Below are 19,368 nucleotides of genomic sequence, written 5' to 3' on the forward strand. Positions count from 1 at the left end.
ATTTTCGCAGCCGCGAAGCGGTCGATGAACCTCAGATGAAGATCTCTTCATCTAGCCGGTCAGGCTGACCGCGCATCATCTCGTCCTGATGCCTGGCCACGACGCGCTCAGCGGCGTCGGCGAACGCGCGTACCCGGGCGGTTTCCCCGGCCGTGCGCCATACCAGCGCCACCTCGGAGGCGGGCATGTCACGCATCGGCACCAGCACGATGTCCGGACGCGCGTAATACCGAGACACCGACTCCACCACCGGCGACACACCCAGTCCGTTGGCGATGGCGGTCAGCAGTTCCTGGAAGGTGCGCACCCCATGCCGCCGGTTGATCGGTCGGCCGTTCGGCGTGGTCGTGGGGACATGGAACTCCCACCAGTAATCGGGTGCAGGGCCCACGATGTCGATGACCTCCACGCGAGCCAGGTCCTCCACAGGCACCGAGGAACGCCTGGAGAACGGGTGGCCGACGGGGACCGCGAGCATCCGCGGTTCCGACAGCAACACCGGCCCCACCGTGAGATCCGGTTCCTCTACGGGCAACCGGGTGATCAACACGTCCACGTCACCGATGCGCAGCGGGCCGAGCGGGTCGGCGCAGTGCACCTCGGTCATCCGCAGCTCGCAGCCCGGATGCCGGGTGCGGAATTCGGTCACCAGTTCGGAGGTCCACTCGTTCGCGCCGGAGCCGAGGAACCCGACGCGCAGGACTCCGTCGATACCGCGCGCGGTGGCGCTGGCCCGCTCGAAAGCCTGGTCCAGCTGCTGGTAGGCCTCTTTGGCGTCGTGCCAGAACTGCATGCCCAGCCGGTGAGTTCGACTCGGCGGCTGGTGCGGTCGAACAGCCGCCCGCCGATGCGGCGTTCCAGAGACTGGATGTTCTGGGTGACCCGCGGCGGTGACACGTGGAGCCGTTCGGCAGGACCGCTCCAGTCCTCGGGCGCCGCACTGGCGGAAACCGATACCGGGAAACTCTCCGCTCAGCAGTGGCTGATGCTCGTCGCGGTGATGACAGGCACGTTCCTGTCCATGCTGAATGACTTCATCGTCAACGTGGCCACGCCGGCCATCCGCGACGAGTTGGGCGCGAGCTTCACCGAAGTCCAATTCATCATCGGGGGATACATCCTGGTCTATGGCGTTGTCTTGGTGACCGGCGGCCGACTCGGCGATATCTTCGGGCACCGGCGGATGTTCCTGCTGGGTGGCGGCCTGTTCACGCTGGCGTCGCTGGCGTGCGGACTGGCTCCCGACCCCGCGACGCTGATCGTGTTCCGCGTCATGCAGGCTCTCGGCGCGGCCATCTTCTACCCGCAGGTGCTGTCCATTCTGCAACTGGCGTTCACCGGCCGGGCGCGCGCCAAAGCCTTCAGCGTGTTCGGCGCGACGATCGGGCTCGCCTCCATCGCGGGCCAGCTCATCGGCGGTGTGCTGATCGGCGCGAACCTGTTCGGCCTGACCTGGCGGCCGATCTTCCTGATCGACGTGCCGGTCGGCGTGATCGCCATCGCGATCGCCGCGGCCACGCTGCCCAGACTGGCCGGCGATGCCAGGGCGCGGTTGGACGTGCCCGGCGTCGGCCTGCTGACGGTCGCCCTGGTGCTGGTGGTCTTCCCGCTGATCCAGGGCCGTGAGCTGGGCTGGCCGTTGTGGATCATCATGCTCCCGGTGCTGTCCGTCCCGGTGCTGGGGGCCTTCCTGCTGTGGGAGCAGCGGGTCACTGACCGCAGCGGCACGCCGCTGGTGCCGCCGAAGCTCTACAAGATCCGCAGCTTCGGCGCAGGCAACGCCGTCGCGCTGCTGTTCTTCGCGGGCAACAGCGGCCTGTTCTTCCTCCTGCCACTCCAACTCCAGGCCGGGCTCGGGCACACCGCCCTGTACGCGGGCCTGACCTTCACCCCACTAGCGGCGACGTTCACGATCGGTTCGCTCCTCGCCCCGAAGTTGCAACCCCGGCTCGGCAACCGCGTACTGAGCCTCGGCTACGCCTTCAATGCCGTAGGGAACGCCGCGCTCCTGCTCACCGCAGTGAATGCCGGCGCCGAGATGACGGGCTGGCTGCTGGCACCGTCCATGGCCGTCATAGGCCTCGGCCAGGGCCTCGGCATGAGCCCGCTGGTGGCCGCGGCGCTGGTGGACGTCCCAGAGGAGAACGCAGGCGCGGCCTCCGGCGTCATCCAGACGATCATGCAGGTCGGGATGGCGTTCGGGGTCACCCTGATCGGGCTGGTGTTCTTCACCGTCCTCGGCTCCGGCACCGGCCCGGTGGCCTACAGCGAGGCGTTCGCCGCCGCCCTGATCGCGCAGCCGGTGCTGGCACTGCTGGCACTGGCACTGGTCCCGCTGCTGGCCACCCGCGCGGACGGCACGACCCGCCCGTCTGCGACAGTACGATCCGCTCATGATCGACCTTCCGGGCAGGCTGGCGGCACACGGAATCGATGTTCCCGACCTGGAGCCGCTGGCGGGCGCCGTCACCATGGCGGTTTTCGCCTCGGAAGGAAATGAGGCGCTCGCCTGGTGGCACCGGCTGCGTGCTGCTCATGACCGCACAGGTCTCTGGCCGGTCTTGACCGACGCGGTCCCTTCATCCCGCTCCGACCCTGCCGCACGGCTCGCGCAGGCGGCCGATCTGAACGGCGCCGAGGTCCTGAACGGGGAGATGTCCGAGTTGGAGGGCATGCTTCATCAATGGCCTGATGAGCCCTACCGGATCGACGGGTTTGGGCTCCCGTATCTGGCAGACGGAGGGCCTGCGCCGGTGCTGGTCGCGCTGGTCGAGGCAGAGCATGGCTGGCAGGTGCCGACGCTACTGGACTACGGCGACCGGAACGATTGCCCGCCACCCGCCGTGCACGGTGCGGTTCTGCGGCACTGGAACCAGGGCTACGGGGTCGAGCTCGTGTGTCTGGAGCGATCCGCACTGGAACTGCTGGTGACCCGACCGCCCCGGACCGAAATGGAGGCGCTCACCTTTGCGTGGGAGTACGTCACGTATTGCGCCGACGGCATGGACCTCTATCAGGCGGACGCGATCCCGGATCTGGCCGCCAGCCTTATCGACGCAGAGGTAGTCCGCCTCTGGTGGGATTGATGCTGTGGCTATCGATCTCTCAGAAAGCTTTACGCGGGCGCATGCAGCGGCAGGCGCCTTGTTCTTCGATGCGAAGGATCGCGTTCTGCTAGTGATGCCCTCCTACAAGGACTTCCGTGAGATTCCCGGCGGGTTCATCGAACGCGGCGAGACCCCAAAGAAGGCGGCGGCTCGTGAGGTCCAGGAAGAACTGGGCCTTGCGCCACCGATCGGACGTCTGTTGGTCGCGGACTGGGCCCCCGATCAACCTGAGGGTGACAAGGTTTTGTTCGTCTTCGACGGCGGAGTGCTGTCGCCTGACGACATCGGCAGGATCCGGCTTGATCCGGTTGAGCTCACTTCCTATGGATTCCATGACGTGGAGATGATCCACGAGCTGACGATCGCCCGTCTTGCGCGCCGGATCGTTCACGGCTGCGCGGCCCGTGCGGACGGCACGACCCGCTACCTGGAGCATGGGGAACTGGCCGGATAGGGCGCGGCCCCTCGTTCTGCGCGGGAACGAGGGGCCGGGGGCGTTCAGTCGACCAGGGCGCCGCAGGAGATGTTCACCTGGGTCGTGGTCATGGTGCGGGCGCGGTCGGAGGCCACGAACGCGGCCACGTTGCCGACGTCGGCGAGGGTGGCGGTTCTCTTGAGGTGGGTGGCGTCGACCATCTGCTGCTTCATCGGGGCGATCTCCTCGGCGTCCGGCATGGTCTCGGGGATGCCGCCGGTGCGGAGGGTCACCAGGCGCACGCCGGACGGGCCCAGCTCGCAGCCCCACTGGCGGCGCATGCTCTCGACGAGGTTGAAGCCGATCTGCACGTTGCCCATGTTCGGCATCGGCACGTCGTCCGTGCCGCCGAAGTGCAGGATCACGCCCGAGCCCTGCTTGGTCATATGCCGGGCGGCGGCCTTCGTGGTGATCAGGAAGGTCTTGGCGATCGAGGCCAGCGATTGGGCGAAGTCATCCGCGGACATCTGCAGGAGCGGCCCGAAGAGCGCGTTGGTGGAGATCACGTTGGCCGAGATGTCGATGCGGCCGGCCTGGGCGGCCACCGAGTCGACGTAGTCGTCGACGGCCGACTCGTCGAGCGCGTCCACCACGGCGGTCTCGGCGAGGCCGTTCGCGGCGCGGATGTCGGCGGCGACCTGGTCGAGCTTGTCCTGGGTGCGTCCGGCGAGGAAGACCCTCGCTCCCTCGGCCGCGAAGGCGCGGGCCATCGCCCCGCCGATCGAACCGCCGCCGCCGTAGATCACTGCGGTCTTGTTGTCGAGAAGCATCTTTGTCTCCTTGTCGTTCGGATGCTCCGACGGTAGGGATGGCGGTGCCGCGCACACATCGGCCGTCTTTCGGGTCTTCGCCGGGGTTGGCGGGCCCTCGGGGGTTGAGTTGCGGGGAAAGGTTGTTGTTGATCTGCCGTGAGCGGGGCTGTGACCAGGGTGAATGTGGCGTGGTAAGTCGTTTGACTGATCAGAGCTCGAGTTGGGTGAGCTCGATGCGCTTGGAGACGCCCAGCTTCCGGTACGAGCGGTAGAGATGGTGGCCGATCGTGCGGGGACTGAGGAACAGCTGTGCCGCGATCTCCCTGTTGCTGTGCCCGGCCGCGGCCAGCCGTACGACCTGCAGCTCTTGGGGAGTCAGGCGGCTGTGAGGCGCTGCGGCGCTGGAGGTTGAGGGGCCGCCGAGTACGCCGAGTTCCGAGCGGGCCCGGGCCGCCCAGGGGGTGGCGCCCAGCCTGTCGAAGGTGTCCCGCGCCTGGGCCAGCTCGGTCGCGGCCTCCGTGCGGCGTCGCCGGCGCCGCAGCCATTCCCCATACACCAGGCGGGTGCGAGCCTCGTCGTACGGGCGGGATCCGTCGCTCAGCCGAAGGGCGGCGGCGAAGTGTTCTTCGGCCTCGTCGTCCGGGGAGAGGAGGGCGTGGCAGCGCCGGGACAGGGCGAGGACGGGGTCGCGGCTGGTTTGTTCGGCCCAGCGGTCGAACTCAGGCAGGTGTTCGCGGCCGAGGTCGGTCCGTCCAGCGCGGACGGCCGCCTCCACGTGGTCGGGTACTGCACGGATCAGGACGTCGTACCGTGCTGGCCCTCGGCATACGGTGTCGAGGCGTTCGAGCGCTTCCTCGGCACGTCCTGCCGCCAGGTGGAGGAGACCCTGCCCCCAGTGCGCGAGCGCGGTGACCGGCGGGTGGAACGCGGCGCGGTCCGTCGACGCGCACCTCTCCTCGTCGCCGAAGATTCCCGCGAGCCAGACCGCCATCGCGTCGAAGATGGCCTTCTGCACGTCCATGCCGATGTCGGCCGCGAGTGACGCGCCTTCGGCCACGGCGGTCTCGGCGTCGCGGAACTCGCCGCGCAAGATGTTGCCGAGCGCCACGACTTCCAGGATGTACGTGAGCCAGGTGAGCGCCCCGTCCGCCCTCGCGTCCGCGGCGATGGAGTCCACAAGCGTCCCGGCGACGTCGTCGTCCGCGATGAGCAGGCCGGTGAACGCGGCGCACAGCCGTTCAAGGTAGCCGTCGAAGGCACCGGCGCGCCCGGCGCCGACCAGTGATCTCATTGCAGGAACGGCGGGCTCCGGCTCGCCGTGGAGCAGCCGGGCCCAGCCGATCAGGCCCTGGGCGATGAAGACCTGGGGAGAGTCGTCGGGTAGCTCCAGCTTCTCCAGGCGATCTGCGGCACGCATCATGAGGCCGTGGGCGCAGGCGTCCCGGGCTGCGAAGACCGCCTCGGTCAGCATGCTCGCCGACGCCTCGCCGGTGATGAGTTCCGCGGCCTCCAGCGCGAGAGCGGCGTCGGCCGCCGGTGAGGTCGCCTCGTACTCCACCTGTGCGCGGATGAAGGTCGCCTCGGCGGCCAGGCGTGAGTCCTTCGTGGAGGCGGCTCCCTCGGCGGCGAGGCGGGCCGCCCAGGCCGGCCGTCCGGCGTCGTAGGCCGCCCGCGCCGCGTTGACGATCCGGCGGGCCCGGCCCTCGGAGTCGGTGCTGAGCCGCGCCGCACGTTCGTAGGCCGCGGCGACCGCCATCGTTCCGCCACGGTCCTGGGCGCGCTGCGCGGCCCGCTCCAGCTCGGCGGCGATCTCCTCGTTGGGCCCTGTGGCCGCCGCCGCCCGGTGCCACGCCCGGCGATCGGCGTGCTGCTCGCCGGGCAGCTCGGCGGCGAGGGCGGCGTGCACCGCGATCCGCTGGTGATGGGGCGTGGACTGGTAGGCGACCGACCGGACCAGCGGATGCCGGAACCTCACCTCGTCCCCGGCGAAGCTCACGAGCCGCGCCTGCTCCGCCGCGTCCAGGTCGGCCGCGCCGGCCCCGATCCGGGCGGCGGCACGGAGGATCACGTTCAGCCCCGCGGTCTCGTCGGCCGCCGCGACCGCCAGCACCGACCGCGTGGCGGCGGGCAGCGCGGCAAGCCGGGTCCGGAACGCCTCCTGGATGCGGCCGGCGACCGGCAGCGGGCCGACCGGGGCGGCGGAGTCGACCCCGAGCTCGATGATCGCCAATGGATTGCCCGCCGCTTCGGCCAGCACCCGTTGGGCGACCGGGGCCGCAAGTCCCGGTGATCGGGCGTTCAGCAGCCTGTCCGCGTCGGCGTCGCCCAGCGCGGTGATCCGGAGCCCGGTGATGCCCTGGACCGGCGAACGTTCACCCTCGTCCCGCAGCGCGAAGATCATCGCGATGGGATCGGCTCCGAGCCGCCGCGCGGCGAACTGCAGTGCGTCCGACGACGCCCGGTCGAGCCACTGCGCGTCGTCCACCACGCACAACACGGGCCGGTCGCCCGCGATCTCGGCGAGCAGAGTCAGGGTGGCCGCTCCGATCAGGAAACGGTCACTCACGCCGGTGTCGGCGAGCCCGAACGCGCCGCGCAGCGCCGCCGCCTGCGGCCCTGGCAGCGCCTCGATGTGATGGAGGTGCGGATGGAGCAGCGAGAACAACGCGCCGAACGGGATCTCGGCCTCGGACTCGATCCCGATCCCACGCATCACGGTCATGTCCCGCGCCGCTGTGACCGCGAACTCCACGAGGGCGGACTTGCCGATACCGGCCTCGCCATAGATCGCCAGCGCGGCGCTCCGTCCGGCCCGGGCGTCGGCCAGGAGTCCGGTGATGTGCTCCTGCTCAGGCTCCCGCCCCACCAACATGGCGCAAACCGTAGCAAGAGTCTCAGATCTTCATGTCCTTCTCGCACTACCTGCCGACCGGCGACTCACGTGTCGCAGGCGATGCCGTCGCCGTCGCGATCCAGATCGTAGATATCCGTGCCGATGACGCGAACGGGCCCGTCCACATATGCGGGGCCGTTGCCGCTGCCGCCCTCGCAGTCGACATCACTGGCGATCGGAACGCAGGCGCCGCTGTAATTCGGATCGCACTGTGATGCCTGTTTGGTCCCGACGACGATGACCTGGGTGATCGGCTTCTTTGAGACCACCTGACGCATGAGCTTCTTGGCCGACTGTGCGCCGTTGATGAAAGTGACCTGGAAAGTGAGCGTCTTGACGCCCGGGACACCGCGCGTCCTCACTTTGGTGACGCCCTTGGCCAGCGCGGGATCTTGAATTCTTCTCGTCCTGAACGAAATGGGTTTGGTCTCGGTGATAGTCCGCGTTGCGGTGCTCGGCGTGGCTTTCACCGCCGCGCTCGCCGCTGCGGAAGACGTCGTACTCGCCGTGGCCGTCGTAGTTGGCGCCGCTTCCGTGCCCCCTCCGCATGCGCCGAGTGTGCACAGGCCGCCGACCGTGATTATGGCTGTAATCGCACGTTTCATCGGTCCCCCTTCGCGCGTGCGTCACGCTAATCCCGGAGGTATTCGACCAACAGGGTCATTGGTCCTGACCCTCGGGAAACGGGCGGGACATGAGCCCAGTCACCATCGGGCATGGGGCATCGGTCATTCCAGTAAGACGATTTCTACCCAACCGAATCCGGTGTATGGCGTACGAAGGCCCCGGGATCACATGGTCTTTGTGATCCCGGGGCCTTGGTGGACGTCTAGTCCTCTAGTTCTCGCTCAGGCTTTCTTTGTCCTCGCTCAGGCTTCGCCGCCGGTGTTGCTTTCTGCGCTGCCTACGCCGCCCGCGAAGACGCTGCTGACGTCGGCGTTGAGCTGGTAGCGCTCGATCGCCTGCTGGAGGGTCTCGGGCTTGAGCTCGCCCTGGCGGACGAGCCGGGTGAGGACGGCCAGGACGATGGACGCCGAGTCCACGTGGAAGAAGCGGCGTGCGGCGGCCCGGGTGTCGGAGAAGCCGAAGCCGTCGGTGCCCAGGGACGAGTAGTCACCCGGGACCCACGGCGCGATCTGGTCGGGTACGGCCCGCATGAAGTCCGAGACCGACACGATCGGGCCGTTGGCGTCCTGGAGCTTCTGGGTGACGTACGGGACGCGCTGCTCCTGGTCGGGGTGCAGCAGGTTCCACTCGTCGCAGCGCTGCGCCTCGCGGGTCAGCTCGTTCCACGAGGTGGCCGACCAGACGTCGGCGGCCACGTTCCACTCCTCGGCCAGGAGGCGCTGGGCTTCGAGCGCCCAGCGGCCGCCGACGCCGGAGGCGAGGATGTTGGCGCGCGGGGCGTCCTCGAGGGCCGGGGCCTCCTTGTAGCGGTAGAGGCCCTTCAGGAGTCCCTCGACGTCGAGGCCCTCGGGCTCGACGGGCTGCTGGTAGGGCTCGTTGTAGATCGTGAGGTAGTAGAAGACGTCCTCGCCGTGCGGGTGCTCGTCGGACGGCGCGTACATCCGGCGCAAGGCGTCCTGCGTGATGTGCGCGAGCTCGAACGCCCACGTCGGGTCGTAGTGGACGCAGGCGGGGTTGGTCGCGGCGATCAGGGGCGAGTGGCCGTCGGCGTGCTGGAGGCCCTCACCGGTCAGCGTGGTGCGGCCGGCGGTGGCGCCGAGGAGGAAACCGCGGCCCATCTGGTCGCCGAACGCCCACATCTGGTCGCCCGTCCGCTGCCACCCGAACATCGAGTAGAAGATGTAGATCGGGATCATGTGCTCGCCGTGCGTGGCGTACGAGGTGCCGGCGGCGATCGTGCTCGCCATGGAGCCGGCCTCGCTGATGCCCTCGTGCAGCATCTGGCCCTGCTCGGACTCCTTGTAGGAGAGCAGCAGCTTGCGGTCGACCGCGTCGTAGGTCTGGCCGTGCGGCGAGTAGATCTTGGCGGTCGGGAAGAGCGAGTCCATGCCGAACGTGCGGTACTCGTCCGGTGCGATCGGCACGAAGCGCGAGCCGATGTTCTGGTCCTTGATCAGGTCCTTGAGCAGGCGGACGAACGCCATGGTGGTGGCGACGTTCTGCTTGCCGGAGCCCTTCTTGAGCTCGGCGTAGACGGCGTCGCCGGGCAGCTTGAGCGGCTTGGCCCGGACGACCCGCTTGGGCAGGAAGCCGCCCAGGGCCGCGCGGCGCTCGCGCATGTACTGGATCTCGTCGGAGTCCTCGCCCGGGTGGTAGTAGGGCGGCAGCTCCCCTTCGATCGCCGAGTCGGGGATGTCCAGGTAGAGGCGGTCCCGGAACTCCTTGAGCTCGGCCTTGGTGAGCTTCTTCATCTGGTGCGTGGCGTTGCGGGCCTCGAAGTCGGTCCCGAGCGTCCAGCCCTTGATGGTGTGGGCGAGGATGACCGTCGGCTGGCCGACGTGCTCGCGGGCCGCCTTGAACGCCGCGTACACCTTGCGGTAGTCGTGCCCGCCGCGCGACAGCTTGCGCAGGTCGTCGTCCGACAGATGCTGGACGATCTTGCGCAGTCGCGGGTCGTCGCCGAAGAACTTGTCGCGGATGTACTCGCCGGACTCGACGGTGAACGTCTGGAACTGGCCGTCGGGCGTGGTGTTCATCTTGTTGACGAGCACGCCGTCGACGTCCTGGGCGAGCAGCGGGTCCCAGTCACGGCCCCAGATCACCTTGATGACGTTCCAGCCGGCACCCCGGAAGAACGACTCCAGCTCCTGGATGATCTTGCCGTTGCCGCGGACCGGGCCGTCCAGCTGCTGCAGGTTGCAGTTGATCACGAACGTGAGGTTGTCGAGCTCCTCGCGCGCGGCCAGGCCGATCGCGCCGAGCGACTCGGGCTCGCCCATCTCGCCGTCGCCGAGGAACGCCCACACATGCGAGCGGGACGTGTCCTTGATCTTGCGGTTGTAGAGGTAGCGGTTGAACCGGGCCTGGTAGATCGAGTCGATCGCCGTCAGGCCCATCGAGACGGTGGGGAACTCCCAGAAGTCCGACATCAGCCGCGGGTGCGGGTAGGACGAGAGGCCGCCGCCCGGGTGCGAGATCTCCTGCCGGAAGCCGTCCAGCTTGTCCTCGGGCAGCCTGCCTTCGAGGAACGCGCGGGCGTAGATGCCCGGCGCGGCGTGGCCCTGGATGAAGACCTGGTCGCCCGACTCGCCGTGGTCCTTGCCGCGGAAGAAGTGGTTGAAGCCGACCTCGTAGAGCGACGCCGCCGAGGCATAGGTGGCGATATGGCCGCCGACCCCGAGTCCGGGCCGGTTGGACCGGGACACCATGATCGCCGCGTTCCAGCGGATGTAGGCGCGGATGCGCCGCTCGATGTGCTCGTCGCCGGGGAACCAGGGCTCGTGTTCCGGCGGGATGCTGTTGATGAAGTCGGTGCTGCGCAGGCCGGGCACCCCGACCTGCAGCTCGCGGGCACGCTCCAGGAGCCGGAGCATCACGTAGCGAGCCCGGCCGCGGCCCTCGGTCTTGATGACCGTGTCGAGCGATTCCAGCCATTCCCGGGTCTCGTCCGGATTGATGTCCGGGAGCTGGCTCGGCAGCCCGTCGCTGATGATCGAAAAGCGTTGACGTCCGGAAGCCACGGGGTCCCCTCTGCGCTTACCGTCTTTTCCTAGTACGGCTGTTCGCCGTCTACGTGATCCATCGTCGTCGGTAATCACGGCTAACGCATCTCTACTTGCCAGTAACTATTTCGGCCGGTCAGAGGCCAGGCCTGCGTCCAGCGCAGGTCGTCCGCCTGCGGGTGGGGCCCCGACACGCCCAAGCAGGCGCAGTGCCGTCGTCGGCAGGTGCACGACCCGTCCGGAGGAGCCTCTCGACGGCGCGCCGAAGACGTACGAAAGTGGGTACTGAACACGAGTGGGTACATGAAGACGACCGCTGCCGATCGCAGGGGGCACTATGAACGCTACCGTCGGAGACCGGCTGCATGTTCATGGCAATGTCGTGGGACAGCCGGACAGGCAGGGCGAGATCATCGAGGTCCGCGGACCCGAGGGCGGCCCTCCGTACGTCGTGCGTTTCGACGACGGCCACGAGACCCTGTGCTACCCGGGTCCGGACGCCGTCATCGAGCCAAGGCAGTCCCAGGAGTTCCTGGAACGCTGACGGCGCGCCGAGCACACGCCACGGCCGACAACGTGCAGAGCGGCCGAACGTGCAGAGCGGCCGGCGCAGGCCGATGTCGTGACGAACACGAGACCCGCGCCGTTCCGCATAGTGGGATTCGCCTTCTGAACGTTGGGATTCGCGTTCCGAAGTGTGGTTTTTCTGCGCCTGGACTATGGGTTCCGGACGTGCGATCGGGTAGACACTGATCATGGAGAGCACCGTGGTTCAGGTGACCACCGGTTCCCGCGACGTCGTGCATGACATCACGGGCGAATGCGAGCGGTTCGCCGCCGGAACGGGGGGAGACGGCCTGCTGCATGTCTTCGTGCCGCACGCCACCGCCGGGGTGGCGATCATCGAGCTCGGCGCCGGCAGCGATGACGATCTGCTGGCCGCACTCGGAGACCTGCTGCCCGCCGACGACAGGTGGCGCCACGCCCATGGTTCGCGCGGGCACGGCCGTTCACACGTGATGCCGGCCCTGATCCCGCCGTACGCCACGATCCCCGTGCTGGACGGCCGGCTGGCCCTCGGCACCTGGCAGTCGGTGGCACTCGTCGATCTCAATATCGACAATCCGGATCGCCAGGTCCGATTGTCCTTCCTTGCGGGATGAACGTGGGTTGTTACGCTCTGCGTGTGTCCTGTTACGTGGATCGCCGTATTCGGGCCAATGAGCCCACCAAAAGCCGGGAAGACACTTGCGCGAGTGCCCATCACTTGTGTGAACTGTCCCGCAAACACCGAGGGGTTGTGATCGAGGCTCTAGTTGAAGCCGAAACCACATCGCCCATATTTTCGATCATGGGAGGACTTTCGTGAGCGCGACCGCGGGTCAGGCGCAGTCTGAGCGCAGCCTGGCCGAACGGCTCGGCATCAAGCCGGGCTTGGTGGTGCAGGAGATCGGCTACGACGACGACGTCGACGAGGAGCTCCGCGACTCCGTCGAGGCCGAAACGGGTACCGAACTGGTCGACGAAGACTACGGGGACGTGGTCGACGTCGTGCTGCTCTGGTGGCGGGAAGACGACGGGGACCTGTTCGACGAGCTCACCAACGCGTTGGTGCCGCTCGACGACGCCGGTCGCATCTGGCTCCTCACGCCGAAGGCCGGCCGCGACGGGCACGTCGAGCCGAGCGACATCGATGAGGCCGCCACGTCCGCCGGGCTGAGCCAGACCAAGAGCATCAGCGCCGCCAAGGAGTGGTCGGGCACGCTGCTGGTCGCGCCCAAGGTCCGCAAGTAGCGCGCGGGACCGCCGCGACCACCGGCGAGGAGCCGCCGAGACCGGCGCGGGATCGCCAAGGCCGGTGCGGGATCGCCCCGACCATCGGGCGCCGCCCATCCCGAGGGCGGCCGGTTCCGCAGGTGGCCCCCGCGTGCGTCCTGCTCCTGCCGGGTGATGGCAGACTGGCCGGGGCGGGCTGCGGTCCGCTGCCGCGCGCTCGGTCGCGCACGCGTTCCCCACGGCCGTGGGGGACGGAATTACCCCGCCGGGGCGGGGATGAGCCGGGGGAGAGGCATTGGCGGTCGAGGTAGGCGACGCCGCACCGGACTTCGAGCTGAAGGATCAGCACGGCACACCGGTGAAGCTGTCGGACTTCCGCGGGAAGAAGAAGGTCGTCCTGGTCTTCTACCCGCTTGCCTTCAGTGGTGTGTGCACGGGCGAGCTGTGCACCATCCGAGACGAGCTTCCGACGCTGGGCGGGGAGGACGACGTCCAGGTCCTCGCCGTGTCGGTCGACTCGGTGTGGGCCCTTCGTACCTGGGCCGAGCAGGAGAAGTACCCGTTCCCGCTGCTGTCGGACTTCTGGCCGCACGGCGGCGCGGCGCAGTCATACGGGGTCTTCGATGACACCAAAGGCATCGCGATTCGCGGTACCTTCATCATCGACACCGACGGTGTCGTGCGCTGGAAGGTCGTGCATCCACCGGCCGAGGCGCGCGACTTCCGCGAGTACCGCAAGGCACTCGCCGAGATCTAGTTTCCAAGGACCGGATCCGTTCGTGACGTGGGCGGATCCGGTCCCCGCACCGCTGGAGGTGTGATGCCCTGCTTCCGATGCGGGGCGCGGCAGACCGACCCCGCCCGTGGCGCCAGCCCTTGGCGACGCGGGGTCCTGGCGGATCGGCAGGTGCTGGTCTGTCCCCGCTGCCAGGCCGAACACGACTGGGCCGCCGATCTCGATCGGTGCGCGGCCTGCTCTTCGGTCTCGCTCGTCTGCCGGCTCGGCGAGGTGGAGTGCCGCGACTGCGGCCACACCCGTGAGGCCGTACGCGAAGAGGAAGGTCCCGCCGATGACCGGGACCTGGTGCGCTCCGGCGCGCCGCCCGGCGACTCCGGTCTGTCGGAGGAGGTCGCCGCGGCCCTCAGCAGGGTCCTCGGGCGCGGCCCGGTCGGCACACCTGACCGTCGCTGACCTTGGCTTGTCGGGGGCTTAACGGGGCTGACCTCGGCTTATCGGGGCTTGACGACTCCCTTACGGGCTGCGACTCTGCGTCGAGCATCTGTGATGACGAGACGGGGATGGCGCCGATGCCGTTGTTGTTCATGCGCCTGGTCCACCGGATCGGCACCCGGGCATGGCGCGCGCCTGCGCTCGTGCTGTTCTGTGCCGCGCTGCTCGGCTGGGTGCTCATCGTGGTGTTCGAGGAGCCCGGCGCCGAGATCAAGCAACCGCTGAACTACCTCTGGTACTTCTTCGTCAGCGGCACCACGGTCGGCTACGGCGATCTCTTCCCGAAGACGCCCGGTGGGCGCCTGGGCGGCGTCATCGTCGTCACCGCCGGGCTCACCGCGGGCCTGATGCTGTTCGCGGAACTGACGCTCTGGATGGCGAGGGGCAGGACATTGAAGGCCAACGGTCAGGCGCAGCTGCACCACAAGAGGCACATCGTCATCATCGGGTACGAGCGGAACGGACTGCGGGCCATCATCCAGCAGCTGCGCGCCGACTCTGATTTCGTCAAGACGCCGGTGGTCACGGTCTTCTGGGAGGACCAGCTCAGCGGCGAGAACCCCGACCCCGGGCTCTACGACGTCATCGCCCATGACGAGACCGCGTTCGGGCGGGCCTGCCTGGAGGACGCACGGACCGTCCTGGTGGCGGGGCGGACGGACGACGAGACGGTACGGGTGATGCTCGGCGTGAGCGCCTACCTCCGTGACCACGATCGGCCACAGATCCACAAGCTGGCCGGGGTGCACGACGGCGGCCGCCGCGCCGAGATCGACCAGGCGCTCGGCCTCATCGGCCCCGACATCGAGCCGGTGGACATCGACGACCCGGCCGTGGTGGCGGTCGCGATCCGCAACCCGGGCATCGCGGGGATCTATCACAACCTGGCCAGCACGCTCGACGCCGACTCGTCGCTGTTCCGCGTGAACATCCCCGAAGGCGCGGGGGAATGGCCACGCCTGGACATCGCGATCTTCCTGCTGCGGCGGGGCAGCACGCTGCTGGCTGTCGGCGCGTCGCATCTCCCCAACGCGCAGTTCCGGCTCACACCCCGCCCGGACGAGATCGTCCGGGGTGGGCAGTCACTGGCCATCGTGGCGCCCGACCGCCCGGAGATCCCGTGGCACGAGGTGTCGCCCGCCGAAGCCAAAGCGTGAGCCAGGAGGGCACCCACGCGCCCTAATGGGGTGCCCTCCTGGCAGCCGCGGTATCGCGCGGCCCGAAAGGGTGTTCCGGGGCCTCCCCGCACGATCCGCGGAGTCCTGCTCGTCAGGCGGCCTGGCGGTGGTCGGCGTCCAGCAGGTGGTAGAGAAGGAGCAGCTGGGTGATCGCCAGCGGGTCGCTCACTTCTCCCTCGCCGAAGCGGCCGAGCGCCTCATCGTCGAGGTCGCCGGCTCCGGCCCGCGGGCCGAGGCGTTCCCAGATCGCCTTCTTGACGACCTGCGACTCCTCCGGCGACACGTACCCGTGCACATGCAGGGCGTCCACGGGGCGGCCGTCGGTGTCGCGGTGCAGGCGCAGGTGCATCGCGGTCTCGCCGCCAGCCGGCGCGGCCTCGTCGATGACCGGCCCGAGTTCCGGATGGTCGATCGTCGGCCGCAGCAACAACTCCGCCGACAGCGGCGTGTCCGGCGGATCATGGCGGGCGGCGACGGGTGCGAACCGCACCACGATGTCGGCCCAGCGCCGTTGCGGCCGGATGTACGCGGCGCTCTCCGGTTCCCGCCGTTCGAGCTCGGCCATCACCTGATCAGGGGTGTAGCCGCGCTTCTGGCAGTCGCGCTGCACCTTCCAGCTGTGCCGTAGCGGCTCGGGCGGGTCGAGGTACACGGTGATGTCGAAACAGGCGCGGGCGAGCCGTGTGTGCAGCGGCAGCAGGCCTTCGACGATCACGAAATCCCGTGGCTCGACCAGTTCCGGCCGCACGAGCTCTCCGGTGGCATGGTCGTACACCGGCTTGAGGATCGGTTCACCCAGCGACAGCAGCTGCAGATGCTGCTCCATGATGTCGATGTGGTTGCAGTCGGGATGCAGCGCCGTGAACGGTTTGCCGGCGCGCTCCCCGCGGTCGTAGCGGTGGTAGTCGTCCACGCAGACCGCTGTCATCCGGTCCGCCCCCAGACACTGCACGAGCCCCCTGGTGAGTGTCGTCTTGCCCGCTGCGCTGTCCCCCGCGATGGCGAGCATGACGGGGCGGCGGCCTGACCCGCGCGCCCGGAGCATATGCACGATCCGATGGGGCACTCTGGCTCCTCCGTCCGGGGGCATTCAGTTGTCCTCACGGACGGTAGTCCCGGAACGGCGGAGCGATCTTCCCCCATCGGGGGGAGATAAGGGGTGAACCACACAAAACCCCGGCATCTAAGGGGGCTACTGGTGAGTAGCTTCGGTTGTTATCGTGCCGGGATGGGCGCCCCCGTACGCGTCGTCCTCGTTGACGACCACGAGATGATCCTGGCCGGGCTGCACGCCATGCTGGCGGGATACACCGGGCGCGTACGCGTGGTCGGGCAGGCCGGGAGCTCCGCTGAGGCGACCCGGCTGGTCACCACGCTCCGTCCCGACGTGGTGCTCCTGGACGTCCGGCTCGGCCCGGAGAGCGGGCTCGACCTCTGCCGGGTGCTGTGCCGCCAGGTGCCTGAGGCCCGCGTGGTGTTCCTCTCGGTGTACGACGACGAGCAGTACGTCTTCGAGGCCCTCCGCGCCGGCGCCGGAGGCTATCTGCTCAAACGCGTCGACGGCGCCGAACTGGTCCGGCGGCTGGAGGAGGTCATCCAGGGTGAGACGGTCGTCGACCCGACGCTGGCGGGACGGATGGCGGTCACCGCGGCACGGCTCACCCGCGGCGAGTTCTGGCCGGGTGCCAACCGGGGGCTCACCCAGCGCGAGAGCGAGGTCCTGTCGTTGCTGGTCAGCGGACTGTCCAACAAGGCCATCGCTGCGCGGCTGGTCCTCAGTGAGGAGACGGTCAAGAGCCATCTGCGCGCCCTTTATCGCAAGCTCGAGGTGACGGACCGGTCGGCGGCCACCGCCGTCGCCCTCCGCGAAGGCCTCTTCCGGTGACGCCGCTGACCGCAGGCCCGGCTGCGGGTGCGCTGAGCCCGCTCGAACAGCTGGCCGGGCGAGGGCAGGACCTGCTGATCCGCATAGTGACGGTGGCGTGCTCGGACCGGGCGCTGCCCGAGATGGCCGAAGAGCTGGCCGGGCTGGTGGTCCGGTCGGCCAAGGCGCTGACGTTCTGCGACGTGTACGTCCTGGACGAGGACGAGCGCGCCCTCGAATGGTCGGGACCCGCCGTACCGCTGGGGGAGGGCGACGCGGGCTGGGTCGCCGCGCACGGCCGCCCCCGCGCCCACGCCGACGGCCGCGGCCTCGCGGTGCCCGTACGCAGCGGCAACGCGACGATCGCCGTCGTCGACGCCCGCGCGGCCGGAGCCGTCCTGGCCGAGGACGCCACGCTGGTGGCGGCGCTGGCAGAACTGTTCGCGCCCGTGCTCTGCTCGTGCCGCAGACTGCGGACCGCGCAGGAACGCGAGCACGCGGCCGAACGGTTCGCCGAACGCGCCGTCGAGGCACAAGAAGCGGAACGTTCACGCCTCAGCCGGGAGATCCACGACGGCATCGCACAGCGCCTGGCGGGCCTCGGCTTCCATCTTTCGGCGGCGCAGCGGGCGCTGCCCGACCATCACCCCGAGGCCGCCGCGCAGATCGTGGTGGCCCGTGAGCTGTGCGACCTGGCCGCCGCCGAGTCGCGCGCGGCCATCGGAGGCCTGCGTCCACCCGTACTGGACGATCTCGGGCTCTCGGCCGCGCTGGCCACCCTCGCCCGCGAGGCCGATGTGCCCGGGTCGTCCCTCGACATCACGGTCACCGTTGAGGGCGAGCTGGAGGACGCGCTGCCCGATCACGTGCAGACGGCGCTCTACCGGATCGCCCAGGAGGCGCTCGGCAACTGCCTGCGGCACGCGTCGGCGTCGTGCGTGGACCTGGTGCTGGAACACGACCGGGACCGGGTGCGCTTGCGGGTGATCGACGACGGCACCGGCTTCTCGATCCAGGACGTCTTCGCGCCCGGCCGCCGACCCGACTCCTACGGGCTGCGCGGCATGGCCGAACGTGCCGAGCTGCTGGGCGGCAAGGTCAACGTGATCAGCCGTCCCGGCGTCGGCACGACGGTCGAAGCCGTCATCCCCCGCCCGCGGACAGGACGCGGAAGGTGATGCCCGCCCGGTCGAGCCGGGTGATCAGCGCGTCGCCCATCGCCGTCGCGGTGGTGACCTGCCCGGCCGTCTCCGGGAGATCGTCGAACGCCAGGCACAGTGCCGACTCGGCGAGCATCTTGGCGGTCTCGCCGTAGCCGGGATCGCCGCCCCTGACCTCGGTGATGACGCGCTCGCCGCCGCCCTCGCCGGCGAACTTCTCACTGAACCAGTGCTTGGCGCGCTGCTCGGCCGACGGACCCTCGCCCGGCGTGCGCATGCGCAGCAGGAGTGAACGGGTGGGCGGGAGCTGCGCCAACGCCATGGCGGCGGTCGCGCCCACGGCCATCCCGGCCGCCATCGGCAGGCGCTTGACGGCGATGAAGTGCCCGTAGGAGAAGTCGGGTCCGTAACGCTCGTTCGCGGCGGCCGACCGGGCCACGATCTGCGGGTCGATCGCCGGGAACGGCAGCGTCCAGCGGGCCCGGGCCTTGGGCGTGGGCCGCCGCGAGATCCGCACCTTGCGCCCCTCGGGACCGGGACCCTCCAGCCGGCGGCGCTCACGTTCGGCGGTGACCATCCCGCGCAGGTCGGAGAAGATCCCGATCGCCGAGTGCCACGTCCCGCCCGACGCGTCCCCGCTGGCCCGCACGAACCCCTCGACATGCAGCGGCACGCCCTCAGGGAGCTGCTTGACGGTGAAGTAGACGCCGAGGTCAGCCGGGATCGAGTCGAAGCCCGCCGCGTGCACGATCCGCGCGCCGTTCCGGACGGCCTCGGCGTGATGGCGGACGTACATGCGGTCGACGAACGTCGGCTCGCCGGTCAGGTCCAGGTAGTCGGTGCCGGCGCCGGCGCACGCGGCGACCAGGGGCTCGCCGTACTTGATGTACGGGCCGACCGTGGTGATGACGACACGGGTGGCGCGGGCCACGGCCTCGATCGAGGAGACGTCGGTGGTGTCGGCGTGCAGCAGCGGCAGATCCTTGCACGCGGGGTTGATCGCCGCCAGCCGTTCGCGTACCGCCTCCAGCTTGGCCTGGTTGCGGCCGGCGAGGGCCCAGCGGGCCTCCGAGGGAGCGTGCTCGGCCAGGTACTCGGCGGTCAGCTCGCCGGTGAAGCCGGTCGCACCGAAGAGGACGATGTCGTACGGACGTTCGCCGGTCATGTGCCATGCCTCCACATCACGGATTCCCGAACCTTCACGGATTCCCGAACTCGATTCTGTCCCCTGCCCGTTTCACCGTCGACTAGACACGCGCTCCAATAACAGTGACCTGGCTCACCGGAGCCGCGCCGGCGCTGA

The 19,368-nt window shown here is 69.1% G+C and carries 18 protein-coding genes; 11 read left to right on the top strand and 7 right to left on the bottom strand.

The genetic code is table 11. The features are described 5' to 3' along the window. Positions 1–31: 31 nt before the first annotated feature. The gene (locus ACH34W_RS24780) at positions 32–793 is read right to left on the bottom strand and encodes a LysR family substrate-binding domain-containing protein (RefSeq protein WP_395963400.1); all 762 of its coding nucleotides are present in this window, start codon (positions 791–793) and stop codon (positions 32–34) included. Positions 794–868: 75 nt separating this feature from the next. Between ACH34W_RS24780 and ACH34W_RS24785 the strand changes: the two genes are divergently transcribed. From ACH34W_RS24785 to ACH34W_RS24795, 3 genes are read left to right on the top strand one after another with little or no spacing between them, the layout of a single operon-like run. After that, the gene (locus tag ACH34W_RS24785) at positions 869–2,500 is read left to right on the top strand and encodes an MFS transporter (RefSeq protein WP_395963401.1); all 1,632 of its coding nucleotides are present in this window, start codon (positions 869–871) and stop codon (positions 2,498–2,500) included. Continuing rightward, positions 2,394–3,086 carry a DUF4253 domain-containing protein gene (locus ACH34W_RS24790; protein WP_395963402.1) on the top strand — a complete coding sequence of 231 codons (693 nt, stop codon included), beginning with the start codon at positions 2,394–2,396 and terminating at the stop codon, positions 3,084–3,086. The genes ACH34W_RS24785 and ACH34W_RS24790 overlap by 107 nt, the downstream gene beginning before the upstream one ends. A gap of 4 nt (positions 3,087–3,090) precedes the next feature. Beyond that, the gene (locus ACH34W_RS24795) at positions 3,091–3,561 is read left to right on the top strand and encodes an NUDIX domain-containing protein (protein ID WP_395963403.1); all 471 of its coding nucleotides are present in this window, start codon (positions 3,091–3,093) and stop codon (positions 3,559–3,561) included. Between the two features lie 44 nt (positions 3,562–3,605). Here the strand turns inward: ACH34W_RS24795 and ACH34W_RS24800 are convergent, their stop codons facing one another. The 4 genes from ACH34W_RS24800 to aceE all read right to left on the bottom strand — a co-directional run bounded on the left by ACH34W_RS24800 (position 3,606) and on the right by aceE (position 10,874). Further along, positions 3,606–4,352 (bottom strand): SDR family NAD(P)-dependent oxidoreductase, encoded by a 747-nt coding sequence (locus ACH34W_RS24800; protein WP_395963404.1) that lies wholly within the window; start codon positions 4,350–4,352, stop codon positions 3,606–3,608. A 190-nt stretch (positions 4,353–4,542) separates the two neighbouring features. After that, positions 4,543–7,206 carry an AAA family ATPase gene (locus tag ACH34W_RS24805; protein ID WP_395963405.1) on the bottom strand — a complete coding sequence of 888 codons (2,664 nt, stop codon included), beginning with the start codon at positions 7,204–7,206 and terminating at the stop codon, positions 4,543–4,545. Between the two features lie 65 nt (positions 7,207–7,271). Beyond that, positions 7,272–7,832, bottom strand: coding sequence for a G5 domain-containing protein (locus tag ACH34W_RS24810; protein WP_395963406.1), 561 nt, complete (start codon positions 7,830–7,832; stop codon positions 7,272–7,274). Between the two features lie 264 nt (positions 7,833–8,096). Beyond that, positions 8,097–10,874 carry a pyruvate dehydrogenase (acetyl-transferring), homodimeric type gene (gene aceE, locus ACH34W_RS24815; RefSeq protein ID WP_395963407.1) on the bottom strand — a complete coding sequence of 926 codons (2,778 nt, stop codon included), beginning with the start codon at positions 10,872–10,874 and terminating at the stop codon, positions 8,097–8,099. A gap of 319 nt (positions 10,875–11,193) precedes the next feature. Between aceE and ACH34W_RS24820 the strand changes: the two genes are divergently transcribed. From ACH34W_RS24820 to ACH34W_RS24845, 6 genes are all read left to right on the top strand, one after another. Continuing rightward, the gene (locus ACH34W_RS24820) at positions 11,194–11,400 is read left to right on the top strand and encodes a DUF1918 domain-containing protein (RefSeq protein WP_395963408.1); all 207 of its coding nucleotides are present in this window, start codon (positions 11,194–11,196) and stop codon (positions 11,398–11,400) included. A 211-nt stretch (positions 11,401–11,611) separates the two neighbouring features. Continuing rightward, positions 11,612–12,019, top strand: a complete 408-nt coding sequence (locus ACH34W_RS24825; RefSeq protein ID WP_395963409.1) for a secondary thiamine-phosphate synthase enzyme YjbQ — start codon at positions 11,612–11,614, stop codon at positions 12,017–12,019. Positions 12,020–12,221: 202 nt separating this feature from the next. After that, positions 12,222–12,650, top strand: coding sequence for a DUF3052 domain-containing protein (locus tag ACH34W_RS24830; protein WP_395963410.1), 429 nt, complete (start codon positions 12,222–12,224; stop codon positions 12,648–12,650). A 277-nt stretch (positions 12,651–12,927) separates the two neighbouring features. Continuing rightward, on the top strand, positions 12,928–13,389 hold the full coding sequence (locus ACH34W_RS24835) for a peroxiredoxin (RefSeq protein WP_395963411.1): 462 nt from the start codon (positions 12,928–12,930) through the stop codon (positions 13,387–13,389). A gap of 63 nt (positions 13,390–13,452) precedes the next feature. Next, entirely contained in the window at positions 13,453–13,824 is a 372-nt protein-coding gene (locus ACH34W_RS24840) for a hypothetical protein (RefSeq protein WP_395963412.1), read from the top strand. 107 nt (positions 13,825–13,931) lie between these two features. Further along, on the top strand, positions 13,932–15,020 hold the full coding sequence (locus ACH34W_RS24845; protein ID WP_395963413.1) for a potassium channel family protein: 1,089 nt from the start codon (positions 13,932–13,934) through the stop codon (positions 15,018–15,020). Positions 15,021–15,132: 112 nt separating this feature from the next. On the opposite strand, the gene ACH34W_RS24850 is transcribed toward ACH34W_RS24845, so the two are convergent. Beyond that, positions 15,133–16,107 carry a phosphoribulokinase gene (locus tag ACH34W_RS24850; protein WP_395963414.1) on the bottom strand — a complete coding sequence of 325 codons (975 nt, stop codon included), beginning with the start codon at positions 16,105–16,107 and terminating at the stop codon, positions 15,133–15,135. A gap of 162 nt (positions 16,108–16,269) precedes the next feature. Here ACH34W_RS24850 and ACH34W_RS24855 point away from each other — a divergent pair, with 162 nt between their 5' ends. Both ACH34W_RS24855 and ACH34W_RS24860 read left to right on the top strand, forming a co-directional pair. After that, a complete protein-coding gene (locus ACH34W_RS24855; protein ID WP_395963415.1) occupies positions 16,270–16,926 on the top strand; it encodes a response regulator in 657 nt (218 codons plus the stop codon). After that, entirely contained in the window at positions 16,923–18,083 is a 1,161-nt protein-coding gene (locus ACH34W_RS24860; protein WP_395963416.1) for a histidine kinase, read from the top strand. The genes ACH34W_RS24855 and ACH34W_RS24860 overlap by 4 nt, the downstream gene beginning before the upstream one ends. Here the strand turns inward: ACH34W_RS24860 and ACH34W_RS24865 are convergent. Further along, positions 18,049–19,230 (bottom strand): saccharopine dehydrogenase family protein, encoded by a 1,182-nt coding sequence (locus ACH34W_RS24865; protein WP_395963417.1) that lies wholly within the window; start codon positions 19,228–19,230, stop codon positions 18,049–18,051. The genes ACH34W_RS24860 and ACH34W_RS24865 overlap by 35 nt on opposite strands. Positions 19,231–19,368: the final 138 nt, after the last annotated feature.

Source organism: Actinomadura sp. 6N118 (assembly GCF_044326415.1).
Lineage (GTDB): Bacteria > Actinomycetota > Actinomycetes > Streptosporangiales > Streptosporangiaceae > Spirillospora.

Excerpts from the sequence above, each read along its gene's own strand:
- ACH34W_RS24780 (WP_395963400.1), bottom strand. The coding sequence starts at position 793 with ATGCAGTTCTGGCACGACGCCAAAGAGGCCTACCAGCAGCTGGACCAG.
- ACH34W_RS24785 (WP_395963401.1), top strand. The coding sequence starts at position 869 with ATGTTCTGGGTGACCCGCGGCGGTGACACGTGGAGCCGTTCGGCAGGA.
- ACH34W_RS24790 (WP_395963402.1), top strand. The coding sequence starts at position 2,394 with ATGATCGACCTTCCGGGCAGGCTGGCGGCACACGGAATCGATGTTCCC.
- ACH34W_RS24800 (WP_395963404.1), bottom strand. The coding sequence starts at position 4,352 with ATGCTTCTCGACAACAAGACCGCAGTGATCTACGGCGGCGGCGGTTCG.
- ACH34W_RS24805 (WP_395963405.1), bottom strand. The coding sequence starts at position 7,206 with ATGTTGGTGGGGCGGGAGCCTGAGCAGGAGCACATCACCGGACTCCTG.
- ACH34W_RS24810 (WP_395963406.1), bottom strand. The coding sequence starts at position 7,832 with ATGAAACGTGCGATTACAGCCATAATCACGGTCGGCGGCCTGTGCACA.
- ACH34W_RS24820 (WP_395963408.1), top strand. The coding sequence starts at position 11,194 with ATGAACGCTACCGTCGGAGACCGGCTGCATGTTCATGGCAATGTCGTG.
- ACH34W_RS24825 (WP_395963409.1), top strand. The coding sequence starts at position 11,612 with ATGGAGAGCACCGTGGTTCAGGTGACCACCGGTTCCCGCGACGTCGTG.
- ACH34W_RS24840 (WP_395963412.1), top strand. The coding sequence starts at position 13,453 with ATGCCCTGCTTCCGATGCGGGGCGCGGCAGACCGACCCCGCCCGTGGC.
- ACH34W_RS24845 (WP_395963413.1), top strand. The coding sequence starts at position 13,932 with ATGGCGCCGATGCCGTTGTTGTTCATGCGCCTGGTCCACCGGATCGGC.
- ACH34W_RS24855 (WP_395963415.1), top strand. The coding sequence starts at position 16,270 with ATGGGCGCCCCCGTACGCGTCGTCCTCGTTGACGACCACGAGATGATC.
- ACH34W_RS24865 (WP_395963417.1), bottom strand. The coding sequence starts at position 19,230 with ATGACCGGCGAACGTCCGTACGACATCGTCCTCTTCGGTGCGACCGGC.